This window comes from Streptomyces sp. DSM 42067 (assembly GCF_055792885.1).
Map to the genome: position 1 here is coordinate 4,089,187 of NZ_CM147706.1, position 17,722 is coordinate 4,106,908.

Below are 17,722 nucleotides of genomic sequence, written 5' to 3' on the forward strand. Positions count from 1 at the left end.
GTGGGTGACGTACGTTCGAAGGCACCGCCGAGGCGTCAAGGACGCGTTAACGATTAGGTAAAGTAACGAAGTAACCCGGCTCTCGCGCAACGACGCCTGCTGCCCGCACAAGAGCACAATGGCTCCACCAGGGGAAGGAACGGCCGCTGACAGTCCACCACCTCAACCAGCTCCTGCTCGTCTGCTCGCTCGTTCTGCTCGTCGCCGTGGCAGCGGTTCGTCTCTCCTCGCGCAGCGGACTCCCCAGCCTGCTCATCTACCTGGGGATCGGCATCGCCATGGGGCAGGACGGCCCCGGCCATATCTCCTTCAACAACGCCCAGCTCACCCAGGTGATCGGCTATGCCGCGCTTGTCGTGATCCTCGCCGAGGGCGGCCTGGGCACGAAGTGGAAGGAGATCAGGCCGGCACTTCCCGCCGCTGCGACGCTGGCGACGGCCGGCGTCGCGGTGAGCGTCGGCGTCACGGCGGCGGGTGCGCACTACCTCGTCGGGCTGGAATGGCGGCAGGCGCTCATCATCGGCGCGGTGGTGTCGTCGACGGACGCGGCGGCGGTGTTCTCGGTACTGCGGAAAGTGCCCCTCCCCGCGCGCGTGTCCGGCATGCTCGAGGCCGAGTCGGGCTTCAACGACGCCCCCGTGGTGATCCTCGTCGTGGCATTCTCCACGGCCGGCCCGGTGGAGCACTGGTACGTGCTCGTCGGCGAGATCGCCCTGGAGCTGGCGATCGGCGCGGCGATCGGGCTCGCGGTGGGCTGGCTCGGCGCGTTCGGACTGCGGCACGTGGCGCTGCCCGCGTCCGGCCTCTATCCGATCGCGGTCATGGCGATCGCGGTCAGCGCCTACGCGGTCGGGGCACTCGCGCACGGCAGCGGCTTCCTCGCCGTGTACCTCGCCGCGATGGTGCTCGGCAACGCAAGGCTGCCGCACTGGCCGGCCACGCGCGGCTTCGCCGAGGGCGTCGGCTGGATCGCCCAGATCGGCATGTTCGTCCTGCTCGGCCTGCTCGTCACGCCACACGACCTGGCGGACGACGTGCTGCCCGCCGTCGTCATCGGCCTGGTCCTGACCATGGTGGCGCGACCGCTGTCGGTGGTGGTCAGCCTGCTGCCGTTCCGGATGCCCTGGCGGGAGCAGGCGCTCATGTCGTGGGCGGGTCTGCGCGGCGCCGTGCCCATTATTCTCGCCACCATCCCGATGGTGTTCGACGTCGAGCACAGCCGCCGGATCTTCAACATCGTCTTCGTACTGGTCGTCGTCTACACCCTCGTCCAGGGGCCGACACTGCCCTGGCTGGCCCGGAAGATGCGCCTCGCCGAGACCGCCGAGGCCGCCGACCTGGGCATCGAGTCCGCGCCCCTGGAGCGCCTTGGCGGGCATCTGCTGTCCGTGGCGATCCCGAAGGGATCCAAGATGCACGGCGTGGAGATCAACGAACTGCGGCTGCCCGCGGGCGCCGCGGTCACGCTCGTGGTCCGCGACGGGAAGTCGTTCGTGCCGCTTCCGACGACCGTACTGCGGCGCGGCGACGAACTGCTCGTGGTGGCGACCGATCCCGTGCGGGACGCCGCCGAGGCGCGACTGCGTGCGGTGGGGCAGGGGGGCAAGCTGGCCGGGTGGCTGGGAACGGGCGGGAGTCCGTGAGGCCGGAGATGGACTTGTACGATGAGGCGACCTGATCGGACCAACTCTGCCTGACGCAGAGCTGGCGCGACCGTATGGCGGCCGTGGCGCCCTCAGGGGCCCGCCCGGTATCTACCGCAGTCCAGCGCAAGAGGACAGCTCTCGGCGCCCCCCGCACGGGCGCGCTACCAGGCGGCAGAAAGGCACGGGCCGTGGCATCCACGGTCACCTCGAAGTCGTCCCGCCCTGGGACCTCCCGCCGGGGGTCCTCCCACCCTGGGGCATCCCACTCTGAAGTATCCCGTCCCGGCTACGGACAGCTGCTGCGCACGCGTGGCGCCTGGGCGTTCCTGCTCCCCGCATTCGCGGCGCGGCAGCCGTTCGCGATGCTGACCGTCTCCATCGTGCTGCTGGTGCAGCACACCACCGGCTCCTACGGTGCCGCGGGCGCCGTCGCCGCCGTCACCGGTGTCTCGATGGCGCTGTTCGCGCCCCTCACCGGCACGTGGGCCGACCGTTTCGGACAGCGCGCCGTGCTGCTGCCCGGCGTCCTGGTGCACGCGGCGGCCGCACTGACGCTGACGGTGCTCGCGCTGTCGCATGCGCCTCTGTGGGCGCTGTTCGCGGCCGCCGTGCCGACCGGCGCCTCCGTACCGCAGATCGGTCCGATGGTGCGGGCCCGTTGGGGAGCCACGCTGCAGGACTCGCCACTGCTGACGACGGCCGCCGCGTTCGAGTCCGTTACGGACGAGCTGACGTTCGTCCTCGGCCCCCTGCTCGCGACTGCGCTCTGCACGGCCGTGGACCCTGCGGCCGGGCTGGTGGCTGAGGCGGTGCTGACGCTGGGCGGCGGGCTGCTCTTCGCGGCACAGGCGGGCACGCGGCCGCAGCAGTCCGGTTCCGCGCGGCCGCAGCGGTCCCACTCCGTGAGGGGCAGCGCGAAGGTGACGGCCGGAGGTGGCGGGCACGCGCGCGTGGAGCGCGTGCCCGCCCTCCGGGTGCCCGGCGTGCGAGTGCTGGCCGTGGCCTTCCTGGGCATCGGCTCCGTCTTCGGCGGCATGCAGGTCTCGCTGGCCGCGTTCACCCGGTCGATCGGCGAACCGGGTCTGAACGGAGTCCTCTACGGTGTCTTCGCCGCGGGCAACATGCTCTCCGGCATCGTCTGCGGCGCCATCGCCTGGAAGGCCGCCCCTCAGCGGCGGCTCGTCGTCGGGTACGCGGCGCTGGCGCTGGCGGCCTCCGGGCTGTGGACCGCGCACTCGGTGCTGCTGCTGGCCGCGATCGGGCTGCTCGTCGGCGCCTGCATCGCCCCCGCGCTGATCACCGGCTACACGCTCGTCGACCGTCTGGTGGCGCCCACCGCGCGTACCGAGGCCTTCACCTGGCTGACCGCCGCGGTCGCGCTGGGCCAGGCCGCGGCGGTCACGCTCGCCGGGCAACTGGAGGACCGCCTCTGGAACGGCGCCGGATTCCTGGTGCCGCTGGCCGGTACGGGGCTGGCCCTGGTGACCATTGTGACGCTGCGTACGCGACTCGTGCCGCGGCCCGAGGGGCGGACGGTGGCACGTGGCGTCGGTCACCGCGTGCCGCTCGCAGTGGACTGATCCCGGGGAATACGTCACTATGGACCGTCGTTAGCACTCATCGAGTGAGAGTGCCAGGAGGAAGCAAGTGCCGACCTATCAGTACCAGTGCACCGAGTGCGGCGAGGGCCTCGAGGCGGTGCAGAAGTTCACCGACGACGCCCTGACCGTGTGCCCCAGCTGCGACGGCCGCCTGAAGAAGGTTTTCTCCGCGGTCGGCATCGTCTTCAAGGGCTCGGGCTTCTACCGCAACGACAGCCGCGGCTCGTCCTCGAGCAGCTCGCCCGCCTCGTCGTCGAAGCCGTCGGAGTCGAAGGCGGCGTCTTCGGACTCCAAGTCCTCCACCAGCTCGTCCGGCACTTCGAGCTCGTCCGGCACTTCAAGCTCCTCCAGCTCCTCCGCTGCGTAGCCACAGCTCCCCTGCTGTGGAACCACACAGCACCTCTGCTGCGTAAGGCCGCCGCGCAGGGCCCTTCACGAGGCTTTCTGCGGGCCTTTCAGGAGGCTGTCCGCAGGCCTTTCACGAGGCTGTCCACGAGACCCTGCCGTTTTCCGACGGCGGGGTCTTCGGCGTTTCCCCGGCACGGCTACTGTGCTGACCATGGCGACCCTGGCGAACAAGGCAGACGCAGAGATCACCGGCGGGGCGGGCACGGAGCCCTCCGCGGAGATCGGCGTCATCGGCGGCTCCGGCTTCTACTCCTTCCTGGACGACGTGACCGAGGTACAGGTCGACACCCCTTACGGGGCGCCGAGCGACTCGCTCTTCCTCGGTGACCTGGCCGGCCGGCGGGTCGCCTTCCTCCCCCGCCACGGCCGCAGCCACCACCTTCCTCCGCACCGGATCAACTACCGCGCGAACATGTGGGCGCTGCGCTCCCTGGGCGTGCGCCAGGTGCTGGGTCCGTGCGCGGTGGGCGGGCTGCGGGCGGAGTACGGGCCCGGGACTCTGCTGGTGCCGGACCAGTTCGTGGACCGTACGAAGGAGCGGGTGCAGACGTACTTCGACGGGCTTCCGCTGCCCGGAGGAGGCCCCGTTCCGAACGTCGTGCATGTCTCGTTGGCCGACCCGTACTGCCCCGTGGGCCGCCGGGTCGCGGTGAAGGCGGCGCGCGGGCAGGGCTGGGAGCCGGTGGACGGCGGCACGCTCGTGGTGGTCGAAGGGCCCCGCTTCTCGACCCGGGCCGAGTCGCTGTGGCACGCGGCGCAGGGCTGGTCGGTGGTGGGCATGACGGGCCATCCCGAGGCCGCACTCGCCCGCGAACTCGAGCTCTGCTACACGTCGCTGACCCTGGTCACCGACCTCGATGCGGGCGCCGAGACGGGCGAGGGCGTCTCGCACGAGGAGGTGCTGAAGGTGTTCGCCGCGAACGTGGACCGGATGCGGACGGTCCTCTTCGACGCGGTGGCCGGCCTGCCGGCGAACGAGGAGCGGGACTGCCTGTGCACGCGTGCGCTGGGCGGCATGGATCCGGGCATCGAGCTGCCGTGAGGGGCGCGGGGGCCGCCTAGGCGGGTCTGGGCTGAGCTGGGCTGGGCTGGGTTGGGCTGGGCTGGGCTGAGCTGGGCTGAGCTGGGCTGAGCTGGGCTGGGACGCGGCCGCGAAGGCGCGGCCGGGGCGGAACTTCACGTTCGGGTGTGGGAGTTGTCCACAACCGGCCGGTAGTCCACGGGCCCCAGCAGGCCGCGGCGAGGAGCTGCATCGTGGATGCACAAGCAGAGCTCCTCACCGCAGGTGGTGGTCACCGTGTCGCAGTTCTCCTCACAGCACGCGTCCTCACAGCACGCGTCCTCACAGCACGCTTCCTCACAGCACTCGTCTCCGCATTACGCGTCTCTCTCGCGCCCTCGGCCCGCGTCACTCGTGCTGCCGGAGTCACTCGCGCAGCCGCAGTCGGGCGCGCAGACGCACGAGCAGCGACATGGTCCGCCGGGCGGGGGCGCTCCCCCGACGTGCGAGGTCCCGCACTTCTCGCCAGTGCGCGTGCGGGGTGGACGGCAGCGTCTGCGCCGGCTCGTACGGCACAGACGGCGTGCCGTGGCGGCGGGTCTCGCCGTGACGGCGGCCGCGCTCGTGGCCACGGGCCCGCGTGACGTGCAGCGGGCCCAGGCGCACCCGGCACCCGCGGCCCGGAACGAACCGCGGGCCGTGGAGCTGGTGGCCGCGCCCGTGCGAATCGCGGACGCCGCGACGGTGCGGCTGCTGCGCCCTGGCGACCGCGTCGACGTCGTCGCGGCCGACGGCACGGCGACGGGCGGCGCGGTCCCGCGTGTGGTGGCGAAGGGCGCCCGGGTGACGAAGATCCCCGAGGCAGCCGGGGACAGCGCGGCGGAGAGCGGGGCCCTGGTCGTGCTCTCCGTGCCACGGACAACAGCGGCACGTCTGGCCGGGGCCGGGGCTACATCACGGCTGGCGGTGACACTGTGCTGATCTCAGCCGCACGCGACACCTGCGCCGAGCTGTCAAGTCGCTCGTCGGGGAGGGCTCATTGGGCAGGCCTGAGGCGTTCTGCCGTAGGTTGCGGAGCTGATTGCTCCACAACCTGCAGATGTGAAGAAAGGCCTCGCGGTGAGCGTGAAGAAGACGTCGAGCGTCTGGGAGGGCTTCAAGACCTTCCTGATGCGCGGCAATGTGATCGACCTGGCGGTCGCGGTGGTCATCGGTGCCGCGTTCACCAACATCGTGAACGCCCTGGTGAAGGGCATCATCAACCCGTTGGTCGGCGCGTTCGGGACGAAGGATCTCGACAAGTACAGCTCGTGCCTGAAGGCGCCGTGTGTGTTCGACGACAAGACCGGCACGGTCGTGAGCGGCATCCCTCTGATGTGGGGCTCGGTGCTCAGCGCCACGCTCAGCTTCCTGATCACCGCCGCGGTGGTCTACTTCCTGATGGTGCTGCCCATGTCGAAGTACCTGGCAAGGATGGCGGAGCGGAAGGCCGCCAGGGAGGGAGCCCAGGAGAAGATCGAGGCGACCGAGCTGGAACTCCTGAAGGAGATCCGCGATGCCCTGGTGGCACAGCGAGGTTCCGCGGACGGTACGCGCTAGCGGCAGCCCTGCGGGTTCAGAGGTGGTGGGGCGGCTTCTCATCCAAGAAGCGTGCGAGGTCGGCGACGCTGTCACCGCTGGATGCCGGCGCCTCGCCCCACCCACGGTCGGTGTCGTCCGAGGACTGCTGTGTCAGCGGGTCGTCGAAGACGAGCGCGTCCTTCGGATCGCGCGGTTCGGGGGCGGGGGCAGTGCTCATGCGTCAAGGGTACGTCCGGGCGCGAAGGGCCTCAGACGGCCCTGAGCCCCTGCGCCTCGAAGATCTGCCTGGCCGTCGCCACCTGCTCCGGGGCCGGAGACGGTGTGTCGTGCAGGGGGAAGGACTTGCCGAGTTCCTGCCACTTGGTCTCGCCAAGTTTGTGGAAGGGCAGCACGTCGACCCGGGAGACATTGCCGAGCGAGGCGGCGAAGGCGGCGACGCCGTCGATGTTCGCCGGGTCGTCGGTCAGGCCGGGGACCAGTACGAACCGGACCCAGACGTCCTTGCCGAGACGGGCGAGGCGACGGGCGAAGTCGAGGGTCGGCTCGAGCGGACGGCCGGTGACCTTCCGGTACGTCTCGCGGTCCCAGGACTTGATGTCGAGCAGCACGAGGTCGACGTCGCGCAGCAGGGAGTCCGTGGCGCGGGTGCCGAGGAACCCGGAGGTGTCGAGGGCGGTGTGCAGGCCCAGTTCATGCTTGAAGCGGTGCAGCAGCTCGCCCGCGAAGACGGGCTGCAACAGGGGCTCGCCCCCGCTGAGGGTGGCTCCGCCTCCCGCCGCCGCGATGAACGCCGTGTACTTGGCGGCTTCGGCGACCAAGTCGTCGGCTGCCGTGCGCCTGCCGTCGCGTATCCGCCAGGTGTCGGGGTTCTGGCAGTACAGGCACGTCAGCGGACATCCGGAGAGGAAGGTCACGAAGCGTGTGCCGGGGCCGTCGACGCCCGTCGAAAGGTCCCAGGAGTGGACGGAACCCTCGACGGGGCGGCGGGTTGCGGCGGCGGCCGGGGTGGCGGCCCTCGAGGTGGCGGACACCGCCGGATTCTGACCGAGCAGCAGGGGCATGGTGGGACTCCCGAATTGCCGAAGCCGGAGTTGAAGCCGGCCGGTTCACAGCGAGCCGTGGCTTTACAGCAAGCTGTGGCCTTACCACGGTCTGTGGCTCTACAGCGAGCCGTGGAAGGTGCGGTTGATGACGTCCAGTTGCTGCTCGCGCGTCAGGCGGACGAAGTTCACGGCATAGCCGGAGACCCGGATGGTCAACTGCGGGTGCTTGTCGGGGTGTTCCATGGCGTCCTCGAGTGTCGCCTTGTCGAGCACGTTGACGTTCATGTGGAATCCGCCGCTTGCCGTGAAGCCGTCCAGCACGCCGGACAGATTCGCGATGCGCTCATCGGCGGTACGTCCGAGGGCGTCCGGTGTGACGCTGTTGGTCAGCGAGATGCCGTCCTCGGCGTCGTCGTACGAAAGCTTGGCAACCGACAGAGCAGAGGCGATGTAGCCGTGCTTGTCGCGGCCGTTCATGGGGTTGGCACCCGGGGCGAAGGGCGTGCCGGCGCGGCGGCCGTCGGGGGTGTTACCGGTCTTCTTGCCGTAGACGACGTTGGAGGTGATGGTCAGCACCGACTGGGTGTGCACCGCGTCGCGGTACGTGGGGTGCTTGCGCACCTTCGCCATGAAGTCGTGGACGATCTGCTGGGCCAGCGAGTCGGCACGGTCGTCGTTGTTGCCGTACGCGGGGTAGCCGCCCTCGGTCTCGTAGTCGACGATCAGACCCGTCTCGTCACGGATGACCCTCACCCGTGCGTGCTTGATGGCCGAGAGCGAGTCGGCGGCCACGGACAGACCCGCGATGCCGCAGGCCATGGTGCGCAGGATCTCCCGGTCGTGCAGCGCCATCTCGATGCGCTCGTAGGCGTACTTGTCATGCATGTAGTGGATGACGTTGAGCGCGTGGACATAGGTCTTGGCCAGCCAGTCGAGCATCGCGTCGTACCGCCGGGCAACGTCCTCGTACTCGAGGTAGTCGCCGGTGACGGGCTCGAAGCCCTCGACGACGGTCTTGCCGGTCAGCTCGTCGCGGCCGCCGTTGATTGCGTAGAGCAGCGCCTTGGCGACGTTGACGCGCGCGCCGAAGAACTGCATCTGCTTGCCCATGGCCATGGCGGAGACGCAGCAGGCGATGGCCGTGTCGTCGCCGTACTTGGGGCGCATCAGGTCGTCGGACTCGAATTGGAGGGCGCTGGTGTCGATGGCGACCTTGGAGGCGAACTCCTTGAAGCCCTTGGGAAGTCGCTGCGACCACAGGACGGTGAGGTTCGGTTCCGGGGCTGGGCCCAGGTTGTAGAGGGTCTGCAGGGCACGGAAGGTGGTGCGGGAGACCAGCGGTCGGCCGTCCTCGCCGATGCCCGCCATGGTCCAGGTGACCCAGGTGGGGTCGCCGGAGTAGAGGTCGTTGTATTCGGGAGTGCGCAGGAAGCGGACGATGCGGAGCTTGATGACGAAGTCGTCGATGAGCTCCTGTGCCCGGGGCTCCGTGAGCAGCCCGCGCTCGAGGTCGCGCTGCAGGTAGATGTCGAGGAAGGTGTCGATGCGGCCGATCGACATGGCCGCGCCGTTCTGCTCCTTCACGGCCGCCAGGTAGGCGAAGTACAGCCACTGGACGGCTTCCCGGGCGGTCGCCGCCGGGCGGGAGATGTCATAGCCGTACGAGCGGGCCATGGCCTTGAGCTCGCCAAGGGCCTTGATCTGCTCGGCGATCTCCTCGCGGTCACGGATGACGTGCTCGGTCGGCCACTGGGCGTTCAGCTCTGCCTTGTCGGCCTGCTTGGCCTCGATGAGCCGGTCGACGCCGTAGAGGGCGACCCGGCGGTAGTCGCCGATGATGCGGCCGCGGCCATAGGCGTCGGGCAGGCCGGTGATGACGCCTGCGGAGCGGCAGGCCCGGATCTCGGGGGTGTACGCGTCGAAGACGCCGTCGTTGTGGGTCTTGCGCAGATGGGTGTAGACGTCCTTGACCGCGGCGTCCGGCTCATAGCCGTAGGCGTTCAGGGCGGTCTCGACCATGCGCCAGCCGCCGGCCGGCATGATCGCGCGCTTGAGCGGGGCGTCGGTCTGCAGACCGACGATGAGATCGAGGTCCGGATCGACATAGCCGGGCGCGAAGGCGGCGATCCGGGACGGGGTGTGCACGTCGACGTCGTGGATGCCGCGTTCGTTCTCCCCCGGGAACATCGACAGGAGCTTCTGCCACGCCTGCGTGGTCCGCTCGGTGGGCCCGGCCAGGAAGGAGCCGTCGCCCTCGTACGGCGTGTAGTTCTGCTGTACGAAGTCGCGGACGTCGATGGAGTCACGCCACAGACCGCCCTTGAAGCCGTCCCAGGCGGCCCCGCTGTGGGATGCCTGCTCGTTCTGTTCGGCCGTCTGTTCGGCAGGAGTGCCAGTCGTCGCCACGCTCACGATCCGATTCCCTTCGTCGCTACCTGTCCATTGCACGCCTGACACAGCGGTAGGGGGAGCTGCTTCGGTCCTCGCCGAAGCGGGGCGAAGGTCCCTACTTTCGAGGGACGGATGGGCGGAGCGACGGGCCGGGCGGGACGGCGGCGGGGGACGGCACGGGGTGGGGGGACGGCACGGGGGCAGGGGGGAGGACGGGGGGCGGGGGCCGGGGGGAGGACGGGGGGCGGGGGCCGGGGGACGGGGGGGCAGGGGGGACGGGGGGCGGGAGGACGGACAATCGGACGGGCGGAGACACAGACATGACGGTGGAGACATAGACATGGCAGTTGATGCGCTGACAGATGTGTCCGGACTGCGCGTGGGGCACGCCACCCGGACCGGGGACGGCTGGCTCACCGGCACCACCGTCGTGCTCGCGCCGGAGGGCGGGGCGATCGCGGCCGTGGACGTGCGCGGCGGCGGACCCGGCACGAAGGAGACGGACGCGCTCGACCCGCGCAATCTGGTGCAGCGGGTCGAGGCCATCGTCCTCACCGGCGGCAGCGCGTACGGACTGGACTCGGCGTCCGGGGTGATGGCCTGGCTGGAGGAACGGCGGCGGGGCGTACGGGTGGGGCCCGAGCCGTCGCACGTCGTGCCCGTCGTCCCGGCCGCATGCGTCTTCGACCTGGGCCGCGGCGGCGACTTCCGGGCCAGGCCGGACGCGTCGACGGGCCGCGCCGCGGTGGAGGCGGCGGCGCGCACAGAGCTGGGCACTCCGGTGCAGACGGGCAGCGTGGGCGCCGGCACGGGCGCGGTGGTCGGCGGAATCAAGGGCGGGGTCGGCACGGCGAGCACCCTGCTCGACTCGGGTGTCACTGTTGCCGCGCTGGTGGTGGCCAATGCCGCGGGCTCGGCGGTCGACCCGCTGACGGGCGTGCTCTATGGGCAGTTCTTCGAAGGGCGTGCGGCCTATCCGTCGGCGGCGGTCCATGATGCGGCGCAGCGTCGGCTGGCGGAGTCGGCCGCGAAGAACTCACAGAACGCTCCGGCGCCGCTGAACACCACGCTGGCGGTCGTCGCCACCGACGCGGGGCTGACTCGCGCGCAGGCGCAGAAGCTCGCGGGCACGGCGCACGACGGCATCGCACGTGCCGTGCGCCCGGTCCATCTCCTCAGTGACGGCGACACCGTCTTCGCCCTGGCCACCGGTGACCGCCCGCTGGCCACCGGGAACCCCCTCGCGCTGAACGAGATCCTCGCGGCCGGCGCGGACATGGTGACGCGGGCGATCGTACGGGCGGTCCTGTCCGCCGAGTCCGTGGAAGGGCCGGGCGGCGGCTACCCGTCGTACCGGCAGCTATACGGGAGTTGAGGGACCCTTTCCGGCTGTCGGCGCCGGCGGGAACTTTCGGGGATGGGTCGTTCGTTTTTCCGGTTCGCGGGACACGATGTCCGGCCAAGGGGCTACGGTATGCACCCACGAGGTGACATGCAGCGATGCCGGGAGAAGCCTTGAGCGTTCCGTACGACTCAGCCGCGTACGAACCAGCAGAGCCGCCCGAGTCTCCGGAGGAGCAGCTCGAGCGTCTGCTCGGCCGTGCTCTGAACTCCTTCGAGTTGCCCGACGAGACGCTGTGCCGGCTTGACTGCGCGCTCGCGTACGACACTTCGCTGCACTCCGCGCACCACAGCGCGGGGCGGCACCGCGAGACGTACCGCCACACGTGGCTGCTCGCAGACGGCACAGCGGTCACCCTCTGGGAGCTGGTGCACAACACCGGGCCGGGCGGCCAGACGCAGCATGAGCTCTACGCGGACGAGGAGGAGCTGCGCGCGGCGACCGCGCGTCTGCCGTTGCCGCCCGACGCGCCGGACTTCGGGCTGCCCGTGTTGACGCATCTGCCGCCCGTGCCGAACCTGCCCGTGCATGCGTACGAGCCTGGTGATTCCGCGGACCACGCGCGCCGGCTGCTCCGGCGCGCGGAGAACCCGGACCGGCCGGGCGCCGACACCGCACACCTGCTGCACAACGCGTGCGCCCACCAGATCACGCAGGCTTTCGGCCGCCCATGCCCGGTGGGCGGGGCGGGCGTCGGCTTCGCCCTGTACGAGCATGCGTTCCTGCTGCGCGACGGCAGCGAGATCAGCCTGTGGGAGGTCGAACACACGGCGACGCCGGACGGCCGGCACATGTGCGAGGTGTACTCCACGGAGGCGGCGGCCCGAGAGGCGATGGACCGCCGGGCAGCACGCGTTTCGGGCGCGTAGTCACGCTTGTGGGCAGTCGTTCCTCCCTCAGCTACCGTGCGTTGCATGTGTCGGGGGCGCCCGGGAAGTTCCCGGGCGCCCCCGCCGCTACATCACTCGGTGGCCGTCACACCGCTACGGGCTGCTTGGCCTCCGCAGCAGCCGCACCCGCCGCCGCGCCCGAGGCGGCCGCCGGCTTGCGAGCCCCCTTCAGCACCACGACCAGCGCGGTCGATACGCACACACCGGCGGCGATCGCGACCAGGTACAGCAGCGGCTGACCGATCAGCGGGACCACGAAGATGCCGCCGTGCGGAGCACGCAGCGTGCATCCGAAGGCCATCGACAGCGCACCGGTGACCGCGCCGCCCACCATCGACGCGGGGATCACCCGAAGCGGGTCGGCCGCGGCGAACGGGATCGCGCCCTCCGAGATGAAGGAGGCGCCCAGCACCCAGGCAGCCTTGCCGTTCTCGCGTTCCGCCTTGGTGAAGAGCTTCCCGCGCACCGTGGTGGCGAGCGCCATCGCCAGCGGCGGGACCATACCGGCCGCCATGACCGCCGCCATCACCTTGAGCGAACCCTCGGTCGGGTTGGCGAGGCCGCCGACCGCGAAGGCGTACGCGACCTTGTTCACCGGGCCGCCGAGGTCGAAGCACATCATCAGGCCGAGGATGACGCCGAGGATGATCGCGTTGGCGCCGCTCAGGCCCTTCAGCCAGTCCGTCAGCGCGGCCTGCAGCTCGGCGATGGGCTTGCCGATGACCAGGAACATCAGGAAGCCGACGACGATCGACGAGATCAGTGGGATCACGACCACGGGCATGATGCCGCGCAGCGGTGCGGGGATCCTGACCCGCTGGATCGCCATCACCACGGCGCCCGCGATCAGACCGGCGGCGAGACCGCCGAGGAAACCGGCGTTGATCGTGACCGCGACCGAGCCGCCGACGAAGCCGGGGACGAGCCCGGGCCGGTCCGCCATGCCGTAGGCGATGTAGCCGGCGAGGACCGGGATCAGGAAGCTGAACGCCAGTCCGCCGATCTGGAACATCAGCGCGGCCCAGCTGCTGTGGTCGGTCCAGACGAAGTGCTCGGCGACGGACGGCGCCTTGTTGATCGAGTAGCCGCCGATCGCGAAGCCGAGGGCGATGAGCAGACCGCCCGCGGCGACGAACGGAACCATGTAGCTGACGCCCGACATCAGCCACTTGCGCAACTTGGTGCCGTAACTGTCCCCGGCCTCGCCCGCGCTCTCGACCGGAGTGCCGGGCGCGGCGGCGGACGTCGTCTCACCGCGAGCCGCCTTCCCGCGCACCTCGGTGATGAGCTCGGCGGCGCGGTTGATACCGGCCTTGACGCCGACGTCGACGGTCGGCTTGCCGGCGAAGCGCTCCTTCTCACGTACGGGAACGTCGTGCGCGAAGATCACGCCGTCGGCGGCGGCGATGACAGCGGGGTCGAGCCGGGTGAAGCCGGCCGATCCCTGGGTCTCGACGGCGACCTCGACGCCCGCGTCGCGTCCCGCGTTCTCCAGCGACTCGGCGGCCATGTAGGTGTGCGCGATGCCGGTCGGGCAGGAGGTGACGGCCACGATACGGAAGGGCCGCGGCGCGTCGGAGTCCGTGGCGCCCGGCGCCGGGGCCGCACCGTCCTTGACGGGGGCGTCCGGCGCCGGGGCCGTGCGGTCCGCGCCGGCCTCGGAGGCCGCCGAGGCGACCGGCGCGGAGTCCTGGGCACCCTGTGCCGCGGCGGCAGTCGCCGGGGCCTCGTCGCCGCGGATCAGGGCCGCCGCGGCAATCGCGTTGTCCGCGGCCCGGAGAGCGGACGTGAAGTCGGCGTCCATGAGCTGACGGGCCAGCGACGACAGGATCGTCAGATGGGCGTCGTCCGCGCCGGCCGGGGCCGCGATCAGGAAGATCAGGTCGGCGGGGCCGTCGGCGGCGCCGAAGTCGATGCCCTGGGCGCTGCGCCCGAAGGCGAGCGTGGGCTCGGTGACGTGTTCGCTGCGGCAGTGCGGGATGCCGATGCCGCCGTCGAGACCGGTCGGCATCTGCGCCTCGCGGGCCGCGACATCGGCGAGGAAGCCGTCGAGGTCGGTCACGCGGCCTTTGGCCACCATCCGCTCGGCGAGGGCACGGGCCGCCGCCTCTTTGGTGTCGGCGGACAGGTCGAGGTCGACCAGGTCCGCGGTGATCATGTCGCTCATCGCGGGCTCCTTTGCGCGCGTATCGCCTTGCGGGCGAGGGTGGGGACGGGGAGAGGGAGGGGGAGGGGAGGAACGGGAGGGGATGAGAGCCGGCCGACCCTCAGGGCCGGGTACCCGCCCACAGCGGTGCGGGTTCCGTTTCGGTCCCGGGTCCGGTCTCGGTGCACGGCCCGGTCTCGGCGCACGGCGGTCCGATCTCGGTGCACGGCGGTCCGGTCTCGGCGCACGGCGGTCCGGTCTCGGTGCATGGCGGTCCGGTCTCGGTGCACGGCGGTCCGGTCTCGGCACACGGTCCGGTCTCGCTGCACGGCGGTCCGGTCTCGGCACACGGTCCGGTCGCGTCGCATCGTTCGTTGCATCGTCATGGCGCCGGCTCCGTCAGGGCTTGGTCCTGGGGAACGGCCGACGTGACCGTCACCGCGGCCGGTTCGAGGTCGGCGGGCGTCGGCATCACGCTGCCGGGCAGTTGGACCGCGGCCGCACCGTGGGCGACGGCGGAGGCGAGGGCCTCGGGCCCGCTGCCGCCCGCGATCAGGAATCCGGCGAGCGAGGAGTCGCCCGCGCCGACGTTGCTGCGTACGACGTCGACGGGGGCGCTGCCGAAGTGGACGCCGGAGTCGTCGACGAGCAGCTGTCCGTCCGCGCCGAGGCTCGCGAGCACCGCCCGCGCTCCCAGCTCGCGCAGCTCCTCGGCCGCCTTCACCGCATCGCCGAGGGTCGCCAGCGGGCGGCCGACGGCCTCGGCGAGTTCCTCGGCGTTGGGCTTGACGACGTCCGGTCGCTCGCGGAGCGCTGCGAGTAGGGCCGGGCCCGACGTGTCCAGCGCGATCCGGGCGCCCGCCGCATGGGCACGGGCGACCAGCTCGGCGTACCACGAGGGCGCGAGCCCACGCGGCAGGCTGCCGCAGCACGCGATCCACGCGGCGCCCGCGGACTGCCGGCGCACGGTCTCGAGGAGCAGCTCCTGCTCCTCCGGGGAGAGCTCGGGCCCGGGAGCGTTGATCTTCGTGAGCGTGCCGTCGGGTTCGGCGATCGAGATGTTGGACCGCGTCTGACCGGCCACGGGCACCGGGGCGACCTCGATCCCCTGCTCGTCGAGGAGCTGCGCCACGAACCGGCCCGGCGCTCCGCCGAGCGGCAGCACGGCGACGGTCCGCTGCCCAGCCGCCGCGACGGCCCGCGACACGTTGACGCCCTTGCCGCCCGGGTCCATGCGGTCGCCGGTGGCCCGGACGACCTCGCCGCGGTCCAGCGACGGGACCTCGTACGTACGGTCGAGGCTCGGATTCGGGGTGACGGTGAGGATCATGCGCGTACTACTTCCGTGCCACCGCGCTCGATGGCGCTCGCTTCGTCGGGGCTCAGCCCGCTGTCGGTGATCAACAGGTCCACGTCGGCCAGGTCCCCGAAGCGCGCGAAGTGCTCCTTGCCGTGCTTGTCGGAGTCGGCGAGCAGGACGACGCGGCGCGCGGCGGCGACGGCGGCCCGCTTCACGGCGGCCTCGGCGAGGTCGGGCGTGGTCAGCCCGTGTTCGGCGGAGAAGCCGTTGGCGGCGAGGAAGACGACATCGGCGCGGATCTCACCGTATGCACGCAGCGCCCAGGCGTCGACGGCTGCGCGGGTACGGTGCCGGACCCGGCCGCCGATGAGGTGGAGCTGGATACCGGGGTGGTCGGCCAGGCGGGCCGCGGTCGGCAGGCTGTGCGTCACGACGGTCAGCGTGGACTCCAACGGGAGGGACGCCGCGAGCCGCGCCACGGTCGTACCGGCGTCGAGGATCACGCTGCCCTCGCTCGGCAGTTCGGCGAGGGCGGCCCGCGCGATGCGGTCCTTCTCGTCGGCGGCCGTGCTCTCGCGTTCGGCGAGGTCGGGCTCGAAGTCGAGCCGGCCGGCCGGGATGGCTCCACCGTGCACACGGCGTACGAGGCCGGCGCGGTCAAGCGCCTTCAGGTCGCGCCGGATGGTCTCGGCCGTGACCTGGAACTCCTCGGCCAGCGACAGCACGTCCACCCGTCCGCCATCGCGCGCGAGGCGGAGGATCTCCTGCTGACGCTCCGGTGCGTACATGGCCCGTTTGTCTCCGTTCGATGCCCGAACCTGTGGTTTCACCTGAGCGTACGACTAGATTTCTAGAAAGTAAACAGGTTCGGGCATGCAACAGACACAAACGGGCATCCCGCCGCTGAGAGCAGACGGGCATGAGAGCAGACGGCAGCGGACATGAGCGGGCATGAAGAGCAAAGGGCCGGCATGAAGAGCAATGGGCCGACATGAATGAGCAAGGGCCGGCAGTGAATGAGCAAGCACCGGCAGCGAATGCGCAAGGGCCGGCATGAGTGAGCAGGAGCAGGCATGAGTGAGCCCCGGCGCCTTGGGGGGAGAGGGCACCGGGGCTCAGCTTGCGGGCGGCTCGCCTGCCTGGTGGCAGAGGCGGCAGACCTGCCGCAGGGGTTACGCAGCCGCGTCGAACCCCGTGTCGCGTGCCAGCTTCTTCAGCTCCAGCAGCGCGTGCTTCTCGATCTGGCGGATGCGCTCGCGCGTGAGCCCGTGCTCCTTGCCGACCTCCGTGAGCGTGCGCTCGCGGCCGTCCTCGATGCCGTACCGCATCTTGATGATCGATGCGGTGCGCTGGTCGAGGCGCCCGATGAGGTCGTCGAGCTCCTCGCTGCGCAGCAGCGTCATCACGGACTGCTCGGGCGTGATCGCCGAGGTGTCCTCGAGCAGGTCGCCGAACTGCGTCTCGCCCTCGTCGTCGACCGACATGTTGAGCGAGACCGGGTCGCGGGCCCAGTCCAGGACGTCCCCGACGCGCTCCGCGTTCGAGCCGAGCTCGGCGGCGATCTCCGCGTGCTCCGGCTCCCGGCCGTGCTCACGGGCGAACTCGCGCTGCACCCGGCGGATCCGGCCCAGCTCCTCCACAAGGTGGACGGGGAGGCGGATCGTGCGCGACTGGTCGGCTATGGAGCGGGTGATCGCCTGACGGATCCACCACGTCGCATACGTGGAGAACTTGAAGCCCTTGCGGTAGTCGAACTTCTCGACCGCGCGCACCAGACCCGCGTTGCCCTCCTGGATCAGGTCCAGCAGGGGCAGGCCGCTGCGCGGATAACGGCGGGCGACCGCGACGACCAGACGGAGGTTGGACCGGATGAAGACGTCCTTGGCCCGATCACTCGCCTCGACCAGCGCCTCGAGCTCCTCGCGGGTCGCCTTCTTCGCGGCCTCGCTCTCCTGCTCCACATCGTCGTCGAGGATCTGCCGTGCGTACACACCCGCCTCGATGGTCTGGGACAGCTCGACCTCCTTGGCGGCGTCGAGCAGCGGCGTCCGCGCGATCTCGTCGAGATACATGCCGACCAGGTCGCGATCGGCGATCTCGCCGCCTCCGGCGCGAACACTGCGTGCCACGTCCGTCTCGCCCACGGCGGACTGACGACTGGCGACGGCACGGGTTGCCATGCGTGCTCCCTTGCGATGGTGGATTCGAGCGGGTCCTGGAGTGGCCGACACCCTTGCCGGGTGCCCTGCATCCGATGGAAACAACGACTGCAATCCGGACAGAATTCCCAAGCCGCTCATCAATTTTCGTGATC

General features: G+C 70.7%; 15 protein-coding genes. 8 read left to right on the plus strand and 7 right to left on the minus strand.

Features of this window, described 5'->3' with window-relative positions; genetic code table 11:
* Window positions 1-146 precede the first annotated feature (146 nt).
* The 6 genes from ACSMXV_RS18765 (at window position 147) to mscL (ending at window position 6,254) form a co-directional block, all read left to right on the plus strand.
* The gene (locus ACSMXV_RS18765) at window positions 147-1,643 is read left to right on the plus strand and encodes a potassium/proton antiporter (RefSeq protein ID WP_181662626.1); all 1,497 of its coding nucleotides are present in this window, start codon (window positions 147-149) and stop codon (window positions 1,641-1,643) included.
* A gap of 191 nt (window positions 1,644-1,834) precedes the next feature.
* A complete protein-coding gene (locus tag ACSMXV_RS18770) occupies window positions 1,835-3,226 on the plus strand; it encodes an MFS transporter (RefSeq protein ID WP_473178713.1) in 1,392 nt (463 codons plus the stop codon).
* Window positions 3,227-3,293: 67 nt separating this feature from the next.
* A complete protein-coding gene (locus ACSMXV_RS18775) occupies window positions 3,294-3,614 on the plus strand; it encodes an FmdB family zinc ribbon protein (RefSeq protein ID WP_473178714.1) in 321 nt (106 codons plus the stop codon).
* Between the two features lie 192 nt (window positions 3,615-3,806).
* Window positions 3,807-4,697, plus strand: a complete 891-nt coding sequence (locus ACSMXV_RS18780; protein WP_181662620.1) for an S-methyl-5'-thioadenosine phosphorylase — start codon at window positions 3,807-3,809, stop codon at window positions 4,695-4,697.
* A gap of 375 nt (window positions 4,698-5,072) precedes the next feature.
* Entirely contained in the window at window positions 5,073-5,636 is a 564-nt protein-coding gene (locus tag ACSMXV_RS18785) for a hypothetical protein (RefSeq protein ID WP_473178995.1), read from the plus strand.
* 138 nt (window positions 5,637-5,774) lie between these two features.
* The gene (gene mscL, locus ACSMXV_RS18790; RefSeq protein ID WP_473178996.1) at window positions 5,775-6,254 is read left to right on the plus strand and encodes a large conductance mechanosensitive channel protein MscL; all 480 of its coding nucleotides are present in this window, start codon (window positions 5,775-5,777) and stop codon (window positions 6,252-6,254) included.
* 16 nt (window positions 6,255-6,270) lie between these two features.
* Here mscL and ACSMXV_RS18795 read toward each other — a convergent pair whose 3' ends face one another.
* From ACSMXV_RS18795 to pflB, 3 genes are all read right to left on the minus strand, one after another.
* On the minus strand, window positions 6,271-6,453 hold the full coding sequence (locus ACSMXV_RS18795) for a hypothetical protein (protein WP_181662621.1): 183 nt from the start codon (window positions 6,451-6,453) through the stop codon (window positions 6,271-6,273).
* A 31-nt stretch (window positions 6,454-6,484) separates the two neighbouring features.
* Window positions 6,485-7,297, minus strand: a complete 813-nt coding sequence (pflA, locus tag ACSMXV_RS18800; protein WP_473178715.1) for a pyruvate formate-lyase-activating protein — start codon at window positions 7,295-7,297, stop codon at window positions 6,485-6,487.
* A 99-nt stretch (window positions 7,298-7,396) separates the two neighbouring features.
* Window positions 7,397-9,691 (minus strand): formate C-acetyltransferase, encoded by a 2,295-nt coding sequence (gene pflB / locus ACSMXV_RS18805; RefSeq protein ID WP_473178716.1) that lies wholly within the window; start codon window positions 9,689-9,691, stop codon window positions 7,397-7,399.
* A 319-nt stretch (window positions 9,692-10,010) separates the two neighbouring features.
* On the opposite strand from pflB, the gene ACSMXV_RS18810 reads away from it, so the two are divergent.
* Window positions 10,011-11,045, plus strand: coding sequence for a P1 family peptidase (locus ACSMXV_RS18810; RefSeq protein ID WP_473178717.1), 1,035 nt, complete (start codon window positions 10,011-10,013; stop codon window positions 11,043-11,045).
* A 140-nt stretch (window positions 11,046-11,185) separates the two neighbouring features.
* The gene (locus ACSMXV_RS18815; RefSeq protein ID WP_473178718.1) at window positions 11,186-11,941 is read left to right on the plus strand and encodes a DUF6227 family protein; all 756 of its coding nucleotides are present in this window, start codon (window positions 11,186-11,188) and stop codon (window positions 11,939-11,941) included.
* Between the two features lie 106 nt (window positions 11,942-12,047).
* On the opposite strand, the gene ACSMXV_RS18820 is transcribed toward ACSMXV_RS18815, so the two are convergent.
* The 4 genes from ACSMXV_RS18820 to ACSMXV_RS18835 all read right to left on the minus strand — a co-directional run bounded on the left by ACSMXV_RS18820 (window position 12,048) and on the right by ACSMXV_RS18835 (window position 17,588).
* Complete coding sequence (locus tag ACSMXV_RS18820; RefSeq protein ID WP_473178719.1) at window positions 12,048-14,129, minus strand: PTS fructose transporter subunit IIABC; 2,082 nt, start codon at window positions 14,127-14,129, stop codon at window positions 12,048-12,050.
* A gap of 361 nt (window positions 14,130-14,490) precedes the next feature.
* A complete protein-coding gene (gene pfkB, locus ACSMXV_RS18825; protein ID WP_473178720.1) occupies window positions 14,491-15,438 on the minus strand; it encodes a 1-phosphofructokinase in 948 nt (315 codons plus the stop codon).
* On the minus strand, window positions 15,435-16,196 hold the full coding sequence (locus ACSMXV_RS18830; protein ID WP_473178721.1) for a DeoR/GlpR family DNA-binding transcription regulator: 762 nt from the start codon (window positions 16,194-16,196) through the stop codon (window positions 15,435-15,437). Before ACSMXV_RS18830 ends, pfkB begins: the two co-directional genes overlap by 4 nt.
* Window positions 16,197-16,580: 384 nt before the next feature.
* Entirely contained in the window at window positions 16,581-17,588 is a 1,008-nt protein-coding gene (locus ACSMXV_RS18835; protein WP_473178722.1) for a sigma-70 family RNA polymerase sigma factor, read from the minus strand.
* Window positions 17,589-17,722: the final 134 nt, after the last annotated feature.